The 17,959-nt window shown below is 71.6% G+C and carries 14 protein-coding genes and 2 riboswitches; of the genes, 10 read left to right on the top strand and 4 right to left on the bottom strand.

The features are described 5' to 3' along the window. Positions 1-95 precede the first annotated feature (95 nt). Positions 96-1,886 carry an ABC transporter family substrate-binding protein gene (locus tag BLW09_RS05900; RefSeq protein ID WP_089909730.1) on the bottom strand — a complete coding sequence of 597 codons (1,791 nt, stop codon included), beginning with the start codon at positions 1,884-1,886 and terminating at the stop codon, positions 96-98. A 230-nt stretch (positions 1,887-2,116) separates the two neighbouring features. On the opposite strand from BLW09_RS05900, the gene BLW09_RS05895 reads away from it, so the two are divergent. Beyond that, on the top strand, positions 2,117-2,911 hold the full coding sequence (locus BLW09_RS05895) for a CPBP family intramembrane glutamic endopeptidase (protein WP_089909727.1): 795 nt from the start codon (positions 2,117-2,119) through the stop codon (positions 2,909-2,911). A 106-nt stretch (positions 2,912-3,017) separates the two neighbouring features. Here BLW09_RS05895 and gcvP read toward each other — a convergent pair whose 3' ends face one another. Genes gcvP through gcvT form a run of 3 tightly spaced genes read right to left on the bottom strand, consistent with a single transcriptional unit; the run spans position 3,018 to position 7,514 of the window. Then, complete coding sequence (gene gcvP, locus BLW09_RS05890) at positions 3,018-5,933, bottom strand: aminomethyl-transferring glycine dehydrogenase (RefSeq protein WP_089909724.1); 2,916 nt, start codon at positions 5,931-5,933, stop codon at positions 3,018-3,020. A gap of 16 nt (positions 5,934-5,949) precedes the next feature. Further along, a complete protein-coding gene (gene gcvH, locus BLW09_RS05885; RefSeq protein WP_089909723.1) occupies positions 5,950-6,324 on the bottom strand; it encodes a glycine cleavage system protein GcvH in 375 nt (124 codons plus the stop codon). Positions 6,325-6,326: 2 nt separating this feature from the next. After that, on the bottom strand, positions 6,327-7,514 hold the full coding sequence (gcvT, locus tag BLW09_RS05880; protein WP_089909721.1) for a glycine cleavage system aminomethyltransferase GcvT: 1,188 nt from the start codon (positions 7,512-7,514) through the stop codon (positions 6,327-6,329). Between the two features lie 63 nt (positions 7,515-7,577). Next, positions 7,578-7,683, bottom strand: a riboswitch (glycine riboswitch). A 1-nt stretch (position 7,684) separates the two neighbouring features. Further along, positions 7,685-7,777: riboswitch (glycine riboswitch) on the bottom strand. A 226-nt stretch (positions 7,778-8,003) separates the two neighbouring features. Here gcvT and BLW09_RS05875 point away from each other — a divergent pair. The 9 genes from BLW09_RS05875 (at position 8,004) to BLW09_RS05835 (ending at position 17,910) form a co-directional block, all read left to right on the top strand. Then, positions 8,004-8,732 carry an NUDIX hydrolase gene (locus BLW09_RS05875; RefSeq protein WP_089909718.1) on the top strand — a complete coding sequence of 243 codons (729 nt, stop codon included), beginning with the start codon at positions 8,004-8,006 and terminating at the stop codon, positions 8,730-8,732. Beyond that, complete coding sequence (gene nadA / locus BLW09_RS05870; RefSeq protein WP_089909714.1) at positions 8,729-10,024, top strand: quinolinate synthase NadA; 1,296 nt, start codon at positions 8,729-8,731, stop codon at positions 10,022-10,024. Before BLW09_RS05875 ends, nadA begins: the two co-directional genes overlap by 4 nt. 1 nt (position 10,025) lies before the next feature. Further along, positions 10,026-11,654 carry an L-aspartate oxidase gene (gene nadB / locus BLW09_RS05865; RefSeq protein ID WP_089909711.1) on the top strand — a complete coding sequence of 543 codons (1,629 nt, stop codon included), beginning with the start codon at positions 10,026-10,028 and terminating at the stop codon, positions 11,652-11,654. Then, complete coding sequence (gene nadC, locus BLW09_RS05860) at positions 11,648-12,502, top strand: carboxylating nicotinate-nucleotide diphosphorylase (protein ID WP_089909708.1); 855 nt, start codon at positions 11,648-11,650, stop codon at positions 12,500-12,502. Before nadB ends, nadC begins: the two co-directional genes overlap by 7 nt. Then, positions 12,499-13,641 (top strand): cysteine desulfurase family protein, encoded by a 1,143-nt coding sequence (locus BLW09_RS05855; RefSeq protein ID WP_089909705.1) that lies wholly within the window; start codon positions 12,499-12,501, stop codon positions 13,639-13,641. The genes nadC and BLW09_RS05855 overlap by 4 nt, the downstream gene beginning before the upstream one ends. Before the next feature lie 136 nt (positions 13,642-13,777). Then, positions 13,778-15,265 (top strand): DHA2 family efflux MFS transporter permease subunit, encoded by a 1,488-nt coding sequence (locus BLW09_RS05850; protein ID WP_089909702.1) that lies wholly within the window; start codon positions 13,778-13,780, stop codon positions 15,263-15,265. 122 nt (positions 15,266-15,387) lie between these two features. Next, positions 15,388-15,957 (top strand): carboxymuconolactone decarboxylase family protein, encoded by a 570-nt coding sequence (locus tag BLW09_RS05845; RefSeq protein ID WP_089909699.1) that lies wholly within the window; start codon positions 15,388-15,390, stop codon positions 15,955-15,957. Next, a complete protein-coding gene (locus BLW09_RS05840) occupies positions 15,954-16,988 on the top strand; it encodes an ADP-ribosylglycohydrolase family protein (RefSeq protein ID WP_089909696.1) in 1,035 nt (344 codons plus the stop codon). The genes BLW09_RS05845 and BLW09_RS05840 overlap by 4 nt, the downstream gene beginning before the upstream one ends. Further along, a complete protein-coding gene (locus tag BLW09_RS05835) occupies positions 16,981-17,910 on the top strand; it encodes a PfkB family carbohydrate kinase (RefSeq protein ID WP_089909694.1) in 930 nt (309 codons plus the stop codon). The genes BLW09_RS05840 and BLW09_RS05835 overlap by 8 nt, the downstream gene beginning before the upstream one ends. The last annotated feature ends 49 nt before the right edge of the window (positions 17,911-17,959 follow it).

Genomic DNA, 17,959 nt, shown 5'->3' with positions numbered 1-17,959 from the left:
CACCGACTACATGATACGGGGCGCCGGCCGGAACCGACGCCCCGCCGCAGTAAGAGTGCCCGGGGTTCGCCCGGGCACTCTCACTTGCGGAGCTGTTACTTCTTGGAGGACGACTTGACCGACCACTCCCAGAAGTTCCAGAACGGGCCGGACTGCCCGCCGTTGTACTTGACGCCGTCAACCCGCGAGGTGGTCGCGAAGACACCCGGGAGCTGGAACAGCGGCAGGCCGTAGCCGTCGGCGAAGGTCTGCTTGTCGATCTGGTACTCGATCTTCGTCAGCTCATCCTTGTCGAGGGTGGTCTGCGACTTGAGCGCCAGGTCGTTGGTGCCGGTGTAGCGGTTGTAGTTTCCGCCACCCTGCGAGGCGAACACCTGCGGCAGCTGCGTGGTGCCTGCACCCGGGCTGATCCAGCCGAAGAGCGAGGCGTCGTAGTCGCCACCCGGGAGCAGCTTGCTCCAGTCGGGCGAGCCGGCGTCGACGACCTTGAAGCCGGCCTTGGCGGCCGAGGACGAGATCGACTGGAACTCGTCGACACGGTTCGGGTTGTTGGTGTTGTAGAGGATGCGCACGGTCGGGGTGGCACCGGCGAGCAGCTGCTTGGCGCCCTCGATGTCGACCTTGTCGTACTTGTCAGAGCCGTTCTGCTTGACGCTGCCCTCGTACTGCTCCTGGTTCGGCAGGAAGATCTGCGAGTTCAGGACCTTGGCCTTCGAGTCGACCGGGGTGACGATCGAGTCGAGGATCTGCTGACGCGGGATGGTCTTGAGGAACGCCTCACGGACCTTCGCGTCGGAGAAGACCTGCGAGCCGAAGTTCAGGTCGAGGTGGTCGTACGACGCCTGCGCACCGGTCAGGATCTTCGCGCTGGTCTGCTTGAGCGCGGTGATCGTGTCGGCGGACGCCTGCGGGTTGATGATGTCGACCTCACCGTTCTGGAGAGCGGTGACCTGCGCGTTCGCGTCCGGGATGATGCGGAAGACGATCTTGTCCACGTTCGGCTTGAGACCGCCGGCGTAGTACTTGTTCGGCGTCATCGTGAGCGACTGGCCGGGGGTCCACGACGAGACGACGAACGGGCCGGAGGAGACCAGCAGGTCCTTGTCGGTCGGGAACGCGGTCACGTCGTAACCGGTGTTGACGAACTCCGCCGCCTTCTTCAGCGTCGGGTCGGCCGGGGCCGGGTTCGCCGGGTCGCCCTTCGGCAGGCCCTTGAGCAGCTTCGTCAGGTCGGCGGCCGAGGAGAGGCCCGCCTTCTTGGCGACGATGTGCGCGGGCTGCGCGATCGGGTTGACGAGCTCCCAGTCCACGTACGGCGTGGCGTACTTGAGGGTGATCGTGCGGTTGTCGTTGCTCACCGTCGGGAAGTCGGTCGCATCCACACCGGCGGTCGAACCCGCGATCTGGAAGTACTGGGTGCCGCTGGTGACGTTGCCCTCGTCGTCGAACTTCGCCGAGTCGTAGTGGCCCGAGGCGATGGCCCAGGCGAGGATCATGTCATCGGCGGTGACGGGCTCGCCGTCCGACCACTTGTCGTCCTTGTTCAGGGTGTACTTGACGGTCAGCGGGTCGTCCGAGGTCTTCTCGAACGTTCCGAACTTGTCGTCGTGGACGATCTTGTAGTTGTTGTCGATGTACTGGAAACCGGTCCCGTACGAGCCGTTGAGGTAGCCGACCTGGCCGTTGGTGTCCAGGTTGCCCTGCGGCGTCTGCGAGTTGAACGAGGTGAAGTCGTTCACGACCGCCACCGTCACGGTGCCGCCCTTGGCAGCGGACGAGGTGCCGGTGCTCCCGGACGTGGTGCAGGCCGACAGCGCGAGTGCTGCGACGCCGGCGACGGCGACCGCGCTGACCGCGAACCTGCCCTTTCTTCCGTTGATGTGCAATGTTCCTCCTGTGCGAAGTGTGCGTCGGAACGGGCATGCGAGAAGCCTGGTCCGCGCGGGATAAGAATGACCCTAGGTATCGCTGCCAGCGATTGCAAAACAGCGCGGGAAAACGTTACAGAGTGGTAACTCAGTCGGCGGATTCGTGCACGTTGCGCACAAAAACGGTGGATTTGATCGCGCAATGCAATGATTCAGTGGTTTGCCCTCCGGGCTGGCAGGATGCCGGTATGGCTGACGTGCTGACCTGGGCCGGGGAGACTCCCGTGGAGCGCGCCGCGCGCCCGCGGCTGTGGTGGGAGGTCGCCATCGTGCTCGGGCTCTCGCTCGGGCAATCGGCGATCTACTCCATCGTCACCATCATCGACCGGTCGACGCAGAGCACTCCCCTGGCGGACCAGAAGGCGGACGTCAACCCGGTCCAGTCCAGCCGCGAGGTGTTCGACTTCCTGTACCAGGTGCTCGGCAACCTGTTCCCCCTGTTCGCGGTCGCCCTGGTGGTCTACCTGCTCTGGCAGCCGCAGCGCAGCGGCTTCCGGCGGATCGGATTCGACCTCACGCGGCCCGCCCGCGACCTGGGCGGCGGGGCGCTGCTGTTCCTCGTGATCGGCATCCCCGGCATCCTCTTCTACGCCCTCACCCGGCTGCTCGGGATCACCGTCACCGTGCAGGCCTCCACACTGGACGCGCACTGGTGGACGGTGCCGGTGCTCATCCTCGCCGCCCTCCGCGCCGCGCTGCAGGAGGAGGTCATCGTCGTCGGGTACCTCTTCACGCGGCTGCGTCAGCTCGGCTGGGGGACGTGGTCGATCATCCTGGGGGCCGCGGTGCTGCGCGGCAGCTACCACCTGTACCAGGGCTTCGGGCCGTTCGTCGGCAACGCGATCATGGGGATCGTCTTCGGCTGGTGCTACACGCGCTGGGGCCGCGTGATGCCGCTGGTCGTCGCCCACACGATCATCGACATCGTCTCGTTCGTCGGCTATCCCCTCGCCGTCGCCCTCTTCCCCCACATCTTCGCCTGACCTCCCACCGTCGAGTCCGCGATCTTTGCACGCTTCGCGGGGCGATTCTGTGCAAAGTTTGCGGACTCGACGGTGGGCGGGGAGGAGCGGGGAGGTGGGGTACGGGTCAGGCGAAGGCCTCGGGGGGCGGGCAGGCGCAGAAGAGGTTGCGGTCGCCGTACGCCTGGTCGATGCGGCGCACGGGCGGCCAGTACTTGTTGCGGACCAGGGCCGGGACGGGGTACACGGCCTGCTCGCGCGAGTACGGGTGCGTCCAGTCGGACGCGACCGCGGCCTCCGCGGTGTGCGGAGCGTTCCGCAGCGGGTTGTCGTCGGACGGCCAGTCCCCCGCCGCGACGGCGTCGGCCTCCTCGCGGATCGCGATCATCGCGGCCACGAATCGGTCGAGCTCGCCGAGGTCCTCGCTCTCGGTCGGCTCCACCATGAGGGTGCCGGCAACGGGGAACGACATCGTCGGAGCGTGGAAGCCGTAGTCGATGAGCCGCTTCGCGACATCGTCGACCGTGACCCCGGTGCGCTCGGTCAGCGGACGCAGGTCGAGGATGCACTCGTGCGCGACCAGGCCGTCCTCCCCCGCGTAGAGCACAGGGAAGTGCTCCCGCATCCGGGCGGCGACGTAGTTGGCCGACAGCACGGCCGCTCCCGTCGCATCCTTCAGACCGTCGGCCCCCATCATCCGGACGTACGCCCAGCTGATCGGCAGGATGCTCGGGCTGCCGTACGGCGCGGCCGAGACCGGCGCACCGCCGTGCTCGACCCGGCCGCCGCCCGCGAGCGGATGCGTCGCGTCCTGCGCGAGCGGATGCCCGGGGAGGAACGGCGCCAGGTGCGCCTTCGCGGCGACCGGCCCGACGCCGGGGCCACCGCCGCCGTGCGGGATGCAGAACGTCTTGTGCAGGTTGAGGTGGCTGACGTCACCGCCGAAGTCGCCGAACCGGGCGTAGCCGAGCAGCGCGTTGAGGTTCGCGCCGTCCACGTACACCTGGCCGCCCGCGTCGTGCACCGCCTGGGTGATGGCGACCACCTCGTGCTCGTACACGCCGTGGGTCGACGGGTAGGTGATCATCAGCGCGGCGAGGGTGTCCGCGTGCTCCGCGATCTTGGCGCGCAGGTCGTCGAGGTCGACGTTTCCGAGCTCGTCCGTCGCCACGACGACGACGCTCATGCCCGCGAGCACGGCGGAGGCCGCGTTCGTGCCGTGGGCGGACTGCGGGATGAGGCACACCGTGCGCTGCAGGTCGCCCCGCGACCGGTGGTAGCCGCGGATCGCGAGCAGGCCGGCGAGCTCGCCCTGGCTGCCCGCGTTCGGCTGCAGCGAGACGGTGTCGTAGCCGGTGACGTCGGCGAGCCAGCGCTCCAGCTGGTCGATGAGCTCGAGCGACCCGGCGACGTCGGCCGCGGGCGCGAAGGGATGCAGCGCAGCGAACTCCGGCCAGGTCACCGCCTCCATCTCGGTCGCCGCGTTGAGCTTCATGGTGCACGAGCCGAGCGGGATCATGCCGCGGTCGAGCGCGTAGTCGCGGTCCTGCAGCAGCCGCAGGTAGCGCATCATCGCGGTCTCGGAGTGGTGCGTGTTGAACACCGGGTGGGTGAGGTAGCCCGACTCGCGGGTGAGCGCCGGGTCGTACGATGCCTCGCCCGTGAGGGCGAGCGTCGCCGTCCCGTCGACCGTCCCGCCGAGCACCTCGATGAGGTCGCCGAGCGGGAAGTCGCCGTCGCGCAGGTCCTCCGCGGACTCCTCGTCGATGCTCAGCGAGACGAGACCGGCGTCCGTCGCGTGCAGCAGGAGGCCGCGGTCGTGCGCCCGGGCGACGACGGTGGACGCGTCGTCCACCTCGACCTGCAGCGTGTCGAAGAAGGAGCGCGAGACGACCTCGACACCGGACGCGTGCAGCGCCTCGGCGACTGCGGCCGTCGTGAGGTGCACCTGGCGCCCGATCGCGCGCAGCCCGGCCGGCCCGTGGTAGACGGCGTACATCGCCGCCATCACGGCGAGGAGCACCTGGGCGGTGCAGATGTTGGAGGTCGCCTTCTCGCGGCGGATGTGCTGCTCGCGGGTCTGGAGCGTGAGCCGGTACGCGGGCTTGCCGACCGCGTCCTGCGAGACGCCGACGAGGCGGCCGGGGAGCTGCCGCTCCAGGCCCTTCCTGACGGCCATGTAGCCGGCGTGCGGGCCGCCGAAGCCCATCGGGACTCCGAAACGCTGGCTGGTTCCGACCGCGACATCCGCGCCGAGCTCGCCGGGGGCGCGCAGCTGGGTGAGGGCGAGCAGGTCGGCGGCGGCCACGATGACGGCCCCCGCCTCCTTCGCGGTGCGGATGACGGCGCTCGGGTCCCACACGCGCCCGGAGGCGCCGGGGTACTGCACGAACAGGCCGAACGCGTCGCTCAGCTCCGGGGAGTCGGCCGGCAGGCCGGCCAGGTCGAGGACGACCAGGTCGATGCCGACCGCCTCCGCCCGGTTGCGCAGCAGCGCGAGCGTCTGCGGGAAGGTGTCGACGTCGACGACGAAGCGCGGCGACTTCGCCTTGGATGCGCGGCGCGCCAGCAGCATCCCCTCGACCACCGCGGTCCCCTCGTCGAGCATCGAGGCGTTCGCCGTGTCGAGGCCCGTGAGGTCGGAGACCATGGTCTGGAAGTTGATCAGCGCCTCCAGCCGGCCCTGCGAGATCTCCGGCTGGTACGGCGTGTACGCCGTGTACCAGCCCGGGTTCTCGAGCACGTTCCTCTTGATGACGGCGGGCGTGATGGTGCCGTAGTAGCCGAGCCCGATGAGGCTGCGGTTGACGGTGTTGCGGGCGGCGAGCGCACGCAGCTCGCGGAGGGCGGCGCGCTCGCTCAGCGGGGCCGGGAGCGCGGACACGCGGTCGTCGTCCACGCGGATGGAGTCGGGGACGGCCGCGTGGACGAGGTCCTCGACGGAGGCCCACTCACGGGAGGCGGCCGCGCCGATCGCGGACAGCATGGTGCGCTGCGCGTCGCCGTCCGTGCCGATGTGACGCGTTGGGAAGAGGTCGGTCATGTGAGGTGGGGGAACCTTACTCGCCGGTCAGGGCGGCGTACTCGTCGTAGCTCAGGAGGGTGTCGGGCAGCTCGGTGAAGCGGACCTTCACGAGCCAGCCGGCGCCGAACGGGTCGGAGTTGACGAGCTCGGGGGCGTCGACGACGGCGCTGTTGGCCTCGGCGACCGTGCCGTCCACCGGGGCGAACAGCTCGCCGACGGACTTGGTCGACTCGATCTCGCCGACCACGCGGCCGGCGGTGACATCGCTGCCCTCCTCGGGCAGCTCGACGAACACGACGTCGCCCAGCTTCTCGGCGGCGTACGCGGTGATGCCGACGGTCGCGACGTCGCCGTCGACCAGGAGCCACTCGTGCTCGGGCGTGTACTTCAGGTCTCGTTCTGCGGCCATGGCTAGCGCTTCTTTCTGCTGTAGAAGGGGAGGGCGGTGACGGTGAACGGCAGGCGGGTGCCCCGCACATCCACGTGGAGCACGGTGTTCTCACGGGCGAAGCGCGGCGCGACGTACGCCATCGCGATGGGCATCCCGAGCGTCGGGGAGAGCGCACCGGACGTGACGACGCCGACCTCGGCGTCCTCGCCGGTCACGTCGTCCTTCGCGAAGACGGGGTACCCGGCGCGGGCGGCGCGCTTCCCCTCGCCGGTGAGGCCGACGAGCACGCGGGCGTCGGGATGCGGGCCCTCCTCGCTGGCCGCGCGGCCGATGAAGTCGGTGTCCTTCGCCAGGTTGACGACCCGGCCGAGCCCGGTCTGCGCCGGCATCGTGTCGAGGCCGAGCTCGTGGCCGTACAGCGGCATCCCGGCTTCGAGGCGGAGGGTGTCGCGGCTGGCGAGACCCGCGGGGACGAGCCCCTGCTCGGTGCCGGCCTCGACGAGCGCGTCCCACAGGGCCCGGGCGTTGTCGGGGGCGACGTAGAGCTCGAAGCCGTCCTCGCCGGTGTACCCGGTGCGCGCGATGAGCACGGGATGCGTCTCGAACTCCGCAGGGAGCGACCAGTAGTACTTGAGGGCCGAGAGGCGCTCGCCGAAGTCGGAGCCGCCGATCGCTCCGACGTCCGCCGACAGCCCGGGGGTGGCGAGCAGGATGGAGAGCGCGGCGGGCCCCTGCACCGCGATCAGCGCGATGTCGTCGGACTCGTCGAAGACCTCGACGTCGAAGGGGGCGGTGCGGTCGCGCAGCTCGGCGGCCACCGCATCCCGGTTCGAGGCGTTCGCGACCACCATGTAGCGGTCGTCGCCGGTGCGGTAGACGACGAGGTCGTCGACGATGCCGCCGGAGCGCGACAGCAGGAGGCTGTACTTGGCCTGGTCGACGGCGAGCGCCGAGAGCCTGCCGGCCAGCGCGTAGTCGAGGGCCCGACCGGCCTCGGGGCCGATGAGCACGATCTCGCCCATGTGCGAGAGGTCGAAGAGACCGGCCGCGGTGCGCACCGCGTGGTGCTCGGCGAGGTCGGAGGAGTACCGGACGGGCATCTGCCAGCCGGCGAAGTCCGTGAAGGAGGCGCCCGCGGCGACGTGGGCGTCGTGAAGCGGGGAGGTGCGCTCGGCGTCCGTACCGTTTGGCGTGCTCTGCGAGGTCATGAGTTCTCCGATCGCCGGCCGTCGGCCGGGGGCTGCGGAAGCGTGGCCGCTCCCGGGAAGAACTCCCCCTCTGTCATCCGGCCTGAGAGTTTCACCTCGCCTCCCGGACGGGATGCGCGGCTTTCACCGTGGGCGAGGGCGGCGGGCGCCGTCCTGCTTTTCAGAGTGGCCAGTCCGATGCGGTACGCGTACCTGAGAGATTGTCGGGGAGGATTGCTCCTTCGGTGCCGCGCTCGTGCGCGCGACTCTCCCGCATCGACCTCGTTGGCCCGGTATTCGGTTGTCCGGCCAGCATATCCGCTCCCGCCGTCCCGTGCGCGCCTCGCTCCTCGCGCCATTCGTCACGAATGGGCGCCATTCGTCACGAATGGCGCTTATTCGTGACGAATCAGCGGCGGTGTTCAGGGATGTTCGCGTTTTGGTCGCAGTGACACTAAGATGGGCAGGACGTTAGAGTCAAGGTGACCTTTAGGTGGACGGGAGTGGAGCATGACGGCACGGCACGAACGCGCGAGTGCGATCCTCGCCGTGTCGACGGTCATCTTCGCGCTTCGCACCGACGACGAGACGGGCGGCGTCCCCCAGGTGTGGCTGCCGCTCGTGCGCCGCATCCGCGAGCCGTTCGAGGGACGCTGGGCGCTGCCCGGCGGGCCGCTCCGGGTCGGCGAGGACCTCGCCTTCGCCGCCGCCCGGACACTCAGCGACACGACGGGCCTGACGCCGAGCTACCTGGAGCAGCTCTACGCCTTCGGCGATGCCGACCGCTCCCCCGGCGCCGAGCGCGTGGTCTCCGTCGTCTATTGGGCGCTCGTCCGGAGCGAGGAGGCCGAGCGCGCGAGCGTCGGCGACAACGTGCGCTGGTTCCCCGCAGACGACCTCCCCGAGCTCGCGTTCGACCACAACGTGATCGTCGAGTACGCGCTCTGGCGCCTGCGCACGAAGATGGAGTACTCCCGCATCGCCCACGCCTTCCTCGGCGAGCGCTTCACGCTGGCCCAGCTGCGGGGCGTGCACGAGGCCGTGCTGGGCAGGGCGCTCGATCCCGCCAACTTCCGCCGCACGATCGAGGCCTCCGGCGCGGTCGTCGCCACGGACGAGTACCTCACCGGAACCCCGCACCGCCCGCCGCGGCTGTACCGCTACAACGACCAGATCGACCTCGCCGACGCGGGGCCGCTCCCCCGCCAGCAGCACCCGTTCGAAGGAAGAAACGCATGACCATCGCTTCGGTCGACACCACCATCCGGCTCATCGCCGCCGGACAGCTCGACGGCGACACCTGCACCCCCGACCTGGTGGAGGCGCCGTGGACGTTCGACGCCGCCGCCCCCTCTTACGGCCCCGGCGCGTCGCTCGGCGACCCCATCCCGGCGAACGCCCCCCGCCAGAGCGAGCTGCCCGAGGAGTACCGCACCGCGACCGCGCAGGAGCTCGGCGACCGCATCCGCGCCGCGAAGGAGACCCTCGGCGACCGTGTCGCGGTGATGGGCCACTTCTACCAGCGCGACGAGGTCGTGCAGTACGCGGACTTCGTCGGCGACTCCTTCCAGCTCGCCAACGCCGCGAAGGCCCGCCCGGAGGCAGAGACGATCGTCTTCTGCGGCGTCCACTTCATGGCGGAGACGGCGGACATCGTGTCGCGGCCGGAGCAGCGCGTCATCCTCCCGAACCTGGCCGCGGGCTGCTCGATGGCCGACATGGCCGACCTCGACTCGGTCGAGGAGTGCTGGGAGCAGCTCGAGGAGCTGTACGGCACCGAGCCGGACGCCGACGGCCGCGTCCCCGTCATCCCGGTCACCTACATGAACTCGTCGGCCGCGCTGAAGGCGTTCTGCGGCGAGCACGGCGGGATCGTCTGCACCTCCTCCAACGCCGCGACCGTGCTGGAGTGGGCGTTCGAGCGCGGGCAGCGCGTCCTGTTCTTCCCCGACCAGCACCTGGGCCGCAACACGGCGAAGGCCATGGGCGTCCCCGTCGAGCGGATGCCGCTGTGGAACCCGCGCAAGGCGTGGGGCGGGACGGACGCGCAGACGCTCCAGGACGCCCAGGTCATCCTGTGGCACGGCTTCTGCTCTGTGCACAAGCGCTTCACCGTCGGTCAGATCGAGCACGCGCGCGCCGAGTTCCCCGGCGTCCGCGTGATCGTGCACCCCGAGTGCCCGATGGACGTGGTGGATGCGGCAGACGAGTACGGCTCCACCGACTACATCGTCAAGGCGATCCAGGCCGCGCCCGCCGGCTCGACCTTCGCGATCGGCACCGAGATCAACCTGGTACAGCGGCTGGCCGCCCAGTTCCCGCAGCACACCATCTTCTGTCTCGACGCCGTCGTCTGCCCGTGCTCGACGATGTACCGCATCCACCCCGGCTACCTCGCCTGGGTGCTCGAGGGGCTCGTCCGCGGCGAGGTCGTCAACCAGGTGAGCGTGCCCGCGTCGGTCGCGGAGCCGGCCCGGGTGGCGCTCGAGCGGATGCTGGCAGCCCGGCCCGACACCACGATGGCGGCCTGACATGAGCAGCGTGGTGGTGGTCGGGAGCGGCATCGCCGGGCTCACCGCGGCGTTGCGTGCGCACACGCTCGGCCACGACGTCACGGTCGTCACCAAGACGTCCGTCGCCTCCGGAAGCACCCCGTACGCGCAGGGCGGGATCGCCGCGGCGCTCTTCCCCGACGACTCGGTCGACGCGCACATCGCCGACACCCTCCGCGCCGGAGCCGGGCTCGCCGTCCGGGAGGCCGTGGAGGCGCTCTGCACCGACGGTCCGGACCGCGTCCGCGAGCTGATCGCCCGCGGCGCTGCGTTCGACCGGGACGGCGATACGCTCGCGCGCGGGCTCGAGGCGGCGCACTCGTCGGCCCGGGTGCTGCACGCCGGAGGGGATGCGACGGGGGCCGAGCTGGAGCGCGCGCTGGTCGCCGCGGTGACGGCGGCACGCATCCCGGTCGTCGAAGGGGCGTTCCTCCGCGACGTCATCGTCGAGGGCGGCCGGGCGGCCGGGGTGTCGCTGACCGTCGACGGCGAGGCGCTGACCATCGAGGCCGACGCGGTGGTGCTGGCCACGGGAGGCTGGGGCCGGCTCTACGCGCACACCACCAATCCGTCGGTCGCCACCGGGGACGGCGTGGCGGCGGCCTGGCGGGCGGGAGCCCTGCTCGCCGACCTGGAGTTCACCCAGTTCCATCCGACCGCGCTGCAGGGCGGTGCGGACGACGGCGCGGCGGACGACGGCGCGGCGGGCGACGGCGCAGGCGCGTTCCTGGTCTCCGAGGCCGTGCGCGGCGAGGGCGCCGTGCTGCGGAACGCAGCAGGCGAGCGCTTCATGCTCGATGTCCATCCCGACGCCGAGCTCGCGCCGCGCGATGTCGTGGCCCGCGGCATCGCGGTCGAGATGGCCGCGCAGGGCGGCCGCCCGGTGCTGCTCGACGCGACGGCGCTGGGCGCGGAGTTCCTCGCCGGACGGTTCCCGACGATCGACGCCGCCTCGCGCGCCGCCGGCCACGACTGGGCGCGCCGCCCCATCCCGGTCACTCCCGCCGCGCACTATGCGATGGGCGGCGTCGTGACGGACGCGGAGGGGCGCACCAGCGTCCCCGGGCTGTTCGCCGTCGGCGAGGTGGCCTGCACGGGCGCCCACGGCGGCAACCGGCTGGCGTCCAACTCCCTGCTCGACGGCCTCGTGTTCGCCCACCGCGCCGCCGGCGCGATCGACGCCCCCTGGGCCGAGCCTCCGGCGTGGACGCAGGAGGCGGTTCGCGTGCAGGCGGATGCCTCCGGGGCCGCCGTTCGGTCGAGTTCGGGCTCCACCGGCGTCGCGCATCCCGCACGCGCCTTCGACCGCGGCCGGCTGCGCGCGCTGATGTGGGAGGCCGCCGGCGTCCACCGCGACGGCTCCCGTCTCGCCGAGGCAGCCGACGAGCTCGCCGCCACCGCGATGCCCGCCCTCGACGCGACCCCGTCCTCCGGAGAGGATGCCAACCTCCTCACCCTCGCCCGCCTCGTCGTCGCCGCGGCGCTCGCCCGCGAGGAGTCGCGCGGGGCGCACTTCCGCTCCGACTTCCCGCTCCCGGGCTCCGGAGAGCCCGCCCACACCGTCCTGCTCCCCCAGCCGACCCGTCTCGAGGTTCCCGCAGCATGCTGACCCGCCCGCTCATCCACACCGTCGTCCAGGCCGCCCTCGTCGAGGATGCGCCGTGGGGAGACGTGACCAGCCAGCTGCTCATCCCCGAGACGGCACGGGCGACGGCGCGCCTGGTGGCGCGCGAGCCGGGCACCTTCGCGGGCGGCGAGGTGTTCGCGGCCGCGATGACGCTGACCGACCCGGCGATCGCCGTGACCGTGCACATCCCCGACGGCGCGACGTTCGCGACCGGCGACGCCATCGCGACGGTCGAAGGACCGGCCCGCTCGGTGCTGCAGGCCGAGCGGGTCGCCCTCAACTTCGTGCAGCGGATGAGCGGCATCGCCACGCAGACCGCCGCCTTCGTCGCCGAGGTCGCCGGCACCTCCGCCCGCATCGTGGACACGCGGAAGACCACGCCGGGCCTGCGCGCCTTCGAGCGGCACGCGGTCCGTGCGGGCGGCGGCCACAACCACCGCTACTCGCTGTCGGACGCCGTCATGGCGAAGGACAACCACCTCGCGGTGCTGACCGCCGAGAGCGGCCTCTCGGTGACGGAGGCCCTGCTGCGCGTGCGCGAGCAGCTGTCGCACACCACCCACCTGGAGGTCGAGGTGGACCGCATCGACCAGATCGAGCCGGTGCTCGCGGCCGGCGTCGACACGATCATGCTCGACAACTTCACCGTCGACGAGCTGCGGGAGGGCGTCGCCCTGATCGCCGGCCGCGCCATCGTGGAGGCGAGCGGCACCGTGAGCCTGGCGACGGTCCGCGCCATCGCGGAGACGGGTGTCGACGTGATCTCGTCCGGCGCGCTGACCCACAGCGTCCGGTCGCTCGACCTCGGACTGGACGTGGTGGTGGAGTGATCTACCTCGACGCGGCCGCCACCTCCCCGGTCCGCCGGGAGGTGCTGGAGGCGATGTGGCCCTACCTGACGGGCGACTTCGGCAACCCGTCGAGCCACCACGCCGTGGGCGAGTCCGCCGCCCGCGGCCTGGCCGACGCCCGCGCGGCCGTGGCGGAGTGGCTGGGCTGCCGCGCATCCGAGGTCACCTTCACCTCGGGAGGGACGGAGGCCGACAACCTCGCCGTGAAGGGCATCGCGCTGGCGAATCCGCGCGGACGCCACCTCGTGACGACGCCGATCGAGCACGAGGCCGTTCTGGAATCGGTGGACCACCTCGTCCGGCTGCACGGCTTCGAAGCGACGATCGTCCCGGTCGGCCGGGACGGGCTGGTCGACCCGGCGGCCTTCGCCGCGGCGCTCCGGCCCGACACCACCCTCGCGAGCGTGATGCTCGCCAACAACGAGGTCGGGACCGTGCAGCCGATCGCCGTGCTCAGCACCATCGCGCACGAGCACGGCATCCCGTTCCACACCGACGCGGTGCAGGCGGCGGGATGGCTGCCGCTCGACGTGCGGACGCTGGGAGTGGATGCGCTGAGCGTCTCCGGCCACAAGCTCGGAGCGCCGAAGGGCGTCGGCGCGCTGTACGTGAAGGGGCGCATCCCGCTGGAGCCGGTGATCCACGGCGGCGGCCAGGAGCGCGGGCGCCGGTCGGGAACGGAGAACGTGGCCGGGGCGGTGGCGCTGGCGACGGCAGCGCGGCTCAGCGCCTCCGGTCTGGAGGAGCGTGCGACGGCCGCTGCTGCAGCACGCGACGCGTTCGTCGCGGCCGTGCTCGCTGAGGCGCCGGGCGCATCCCTGACCGGGCATCCCACGTCGCGGCTCCCCGGCACGGCCTCGTTCGTCTTCCCCGGCATCAACGGGGAGGCGGTGCTGCTGGAACTCGAACGGCGCGGTGTCGTGTCGTCCAGCGGATCGGCGTGCGCCGCGGGCAGCGAGGACGCCTCCCACGTGCTGCTGGCGCTCGGCTACCCGGAGGACGTCGCCCGGACGGCCGTACGGTTCTCGTGGGGGCCGGAGGTGACGGCGGGTCAGCTCGCCGCCGTGGCGCCGGCGGTCGGCGAGGCGGTGCGGGCCGTGGCGGGGCTCGGCGGATAGGCGCGGCCGGACGGCGTCGGACGCGATTTATTCCCCCGTTCTGCGGTCAGCGAACTCATCCACAGTTCGGGTCGCGGACACCCCGAGCGTCGGTGGTCACCGATAGGTTGTACCGGTGACTGAGAAGACCTCACCTGTGCCTTCGGTCGATGCCGGCGCCATCGGGCAGCCGGCCACGCCCGCTGCCGCGCCGCGCATCGCCCCGCGCGACCAGCGCGTGATCTGGCTGCTGCTCGCGGCCACGTTCGTCGTGATCCTCAACGAGACGATCATGACCGTCGCCATCCCCAAGCTGATGGACGACCTGCACGTCGACGCGCTCGCCGCGCAGTGGCTGTCGACGGCCTTCATGCTGACGATGGCGGTGGTCATCCCGATCACGGGCATCCTGCTGCAGCGGTACACGACGCGGCAGATGTTCATCGCCGCCATGTCGCTGTTCTCCCTCGGCACGCTGTCGGCGGCGCTCGCGCCCGGATTCCTGGTGCTTGTGGCCGCCCGCGTGGTCCAGGCGTCGGGCACGGCGATCATGATCCCGCTGCTGATGACGACGCTCATGACGCTCGTCCCTCCGGCCATGCGCGGACGGACGATGGGCAACGTCTCGATCGTGATCTCGGTCGCCCCGGCCATCGGCCCGACCATCTCCGGCCTCATCCTGAACTTCCTGCCGTGGCGGTGGATCTTCCTGATCGTGCTGCCGATCGCCCTGATCATGCTGCTGATCGGCATGAAGTTCGTCGAGAACGTGACCGAGACAGAGAAGGTGAAGATCGACGTGCTGTCGGTCATCCTCTCGGCGCTTGGGTTCGGCGGCCTCGTCTACGGCCTGACGCTCTCGGGCGAGTCCGGCGCCGCGTCCGCGAGCCCGGTCATGCTGTGGGGGTCGCTCATCGTCGGCGTGCTGGGTCTGGCCGCGTTCATCACGCGCCAGCTGCTCCTGCAGCGCCGGGATCGGGCCCTGCTCGACCTGCGCACGTTCCGGTTCCCGATCTTCACGATCTCGATCGTGCTGATGGCGATCACGACCGCGTCGATGTTCGGCGTCATCATCGTGCTGCCGCTGTACCTCCAGCACGTGCTGCACCTCGACACGCTCTCGACCGGGCTCATCCTGCTCCCGGGCGGGCTGATCATGGGGCTGGCGGCGCCGTTCGTCGGCCGCCTGTACGACCGGTTCGACCCGCGGGTGCTCGTCGTCCCCGGCTCGATCCTCGTGAGCCTGGTGCTGTGGTCGCTCACGATGGTGACCGAGCACACGCCGGTGGGTCTCGTCATCGCCGCGCACGTCGTCATGAGCCTCGGGCTCGCGATGATGTTCACGCCGCTCTTCACCGCCGGTCTCGGCGCCGTGCCGCCGCACCTCTACTCGCACGGCAGCGCCATCCTCGGCACCATCCAGCAGGTCGGCGGAGCCGCAGGCACGGCCCTCCTCATCGCGGTGCTGACGCTGCAGGGCACGGCCCTGGCCGCGGGCGGGGCCGGAGTGGATGCGGCGCAGGCCGGCGGCATCCGCGCGGCGTTCTTCGCAGGCGCGATCATCTCGCTGTTCGCGGTCGCCGGCTCGTTCTTCCTCCGGAAGCCCGCCGACTCCCCCGCCGAAGCCGGAGCCTTCGCCCACTGACCCCGCCGTCGAGTCCGCGATCTTTGCACGCCCGCCCGGCGAGGCGCGTGCAAAGATCGCGGACTCGACGGCAGGGATCGGCGCGCGTGAGAATGAGACGGACCTCACGGGAGGAGACCGCCGTGTCCATCATCGAGAGCCCCGAACCGTCCGACGCGACCGGCGCCGTCGCCGAGCTGTACGCCGAAGACCTCGACGACCTCGGCTACGTCCCCGAGTACACCCGCGTGCTCAGCACGAACCCGGAGGCGTTCCACGCGTTCGAGGATCTCGTCCACGCGATCGTGCCAACGCTCGGCAAGCGGCGGTACGAGCTCGTCACCCTCGCCGCCGCCCAGGCGCTCCGGTCGCAGCAGTGCCGCCTCGCGCACGGGCGCAAATCCCTCACGATCATGGACGAGGACGAGCTCGAGCGCATCGCCCGCGACTACCACAACGCCGGGCTCAGCGAGGCGGAGGTCGCGATGATGGAGTACGCCGAGCGCCTCAGCACGGACTCCTCCACGATGACCCCCGACGACGCCGGACGGTTGCGCGACCTCGGATTCACGGACCGCGAGATCGTCGACATCACCCTGGCCGCCGCGGCGCGCAACTACTTCAGCCGGGCCATCCAGGCGCTGGGCGTCGGCGTCGAGGTCCCGCCCGACCTGAGCGAGCGGCTGCGCGGGGCGCTCCTGGCGCCGCTGTGAGAGACACCGCGCGCGCCCGGGCCCTGAGCGCGTTCCAGGGCCTGGCGCTCGGCGACGCCCTCGGCATGCCCACCCAGTCGATGGCGCGCGAGCGGATCGCCGCCGACCACGGCACCCTCCGCGGGTTCGTCGCCGCCGGCCCGCACCAGCAGATCGCGGCCGGGATGCCGGCGGCTTCCATCACCGACGACACCGAGCAGGCCGTGCTGCTCGCGCGCCTCCTCATCGACGGCGGCGGAACGGTCCGCCCCGCCGTCTTCGCCGGCGAGCTGCTCGCCTGGGAGCGCGCCATGGAGTCGCGCGGCTCGCTCGACCTGCTCGGCCCGAGCACCCGCGCCGCCCTGCAGCGCCTGCAGGACGGCATGCCGCCGGAAGAGGCCGGCCGGTTCGGAGCGACCAACGGCGCCGCCATGCGCATCGCGCCGGTCGGCATCGCCGTGCCCGTCGAGCCGCTCGGCGGCTTCGTCGATGCGGTCGTGTCCGTCAGCGCCCTCACCCACAACACCGGCATCGGCATCGCCAGCGCCGCGGCGGTCGGCGCCGCGGTGAGCGCCGGCATCGACGGCGCCGACACCCCGGAGGCGCTGGATGTGGCGGTCGCCGCCGCACGCGAGGGCGCCAGGCGCGGCCACTGGGTCGCCGGAGGCGACATCGCCGCGCGACTGGAGTGGGCCATCCCTTTCCTCCTCGGCCTGCCGCCGCGAGAGCAGGACGACGCCATCGCCGACGTCGTCGGGACGTCGGTCGCCGCGCAGGAGTCCGTGGTCGCCGCCCTCGCGCTCGTCGCCGTGACCGTCGCGGGGGCGGAACCGGCGCATCCCGAGCCGGACGCAGCCTGGGACACGCTCTGCCGCGCCGCCGGGCTCGGCGGTGACACGGACACCATCGGCGCGATGGCGGGAGCCGTGCTCGGGGCCACGGGAGCCGCCACGTGGCCGCGCACGGCCATCGAGACGGTCCGAAGGGTCAACGCGCTCGACCTGGAACCCCTGGTCGACGGACTGCTGGAGCTGCGGAGGCGACATGGCTGACGGACGCCTCATCTTCACGGGGACGGTCGTCGTCGACCTCCTCCTGACGGTGGATGCCCTGCCGGAGCGCGGCGGCGACGTCCTGGCCTCCTCGGCGGGCATGGCTGCCGGCGGCGGCTTCAACGTCATGGCCGCCGCCGCCCGCGACGGCGCAGACGTCGTGTTCGCGGGCCGTTCCGGCAGCGGACCCTTCGGCGAGGTCGTCGCCGAGGCGCTCTGGCGCGAGGGCATCTCGGTCGCGAACCCGCCGCTCGACGGCGTCGACAACGGCTACTGCGTCGTCCTCGTCGACAGCGCGGCGGAACGCACGTTCGTCACCGCCCCCGGCGCCGAGGGGATGCTGAGCCGCGCCGACCTGGATGCCGTCCAGCCCCGCGCTGCGGACGTCGTGTACGTCTCCGGCTACAGCCTCGCGCATCCCGGATCCGGACCGGCCGTCGCGGGCTGGCTGACGGCGCTCGGCCCGGAGACGCGCGTCGTCTTCGATCCGTCCCCGCTGGTCGGAGCGCTCGACCCGGAGCTTCTGGAGACGACACTGCGCCGCACCGACGTGCTGAGCGCCAACGCCCGCGAGGCGCGCCTCCTGCGCGCGCACGCGCATCCCGCCCCGGCCGCCGGGTCGCTCCGCGGCTCGCTGCGGGAGGGCGGGGTCGCCGTCGTCCGCGACGGCTCCTCCGGATGCTGGGTCGCCACCGACGACCCCGCGCCCGCGCACCTGCCGGCCTTCCCCGTGGACGCGGTCGACACCACGGGTGCGGGCGACGCGTTCGGGGGCGTCCTCGCGGCGGCTCTGGCCCGCGGCGCCACACCGCTCGACGCCGCACGGCGGGCGAACGCGGCGGCCGCGATCGCGGTCACGCGACGCGGCCCGGCGACGGCGCCGACGGCCGCCGAGACCGACGCGCTGCTGGCCACCGGCTGAGCTGCGCGCGACACTGGCCCCAGAACGACCGCACCCGCACGCTCCGGCC

Origin of the sequence: Leifsonia sp. 21MFCrub1.1, assembly GCF_900107895.1 — a bacterium.
In the GTDB taxonomy this organism is placed as follows: domain Bacteria; phylum Actinomycetota; class Actinomycetes; order Actinomycetales; family Microbacteriaceae; genus Leifsonia; species Leifsonia soli.
The sequence above is the reverse complement of the archived record's forward strand: the minus strand, read 5'-3'. Positions and strand labels throughout refer to the sequence as shown.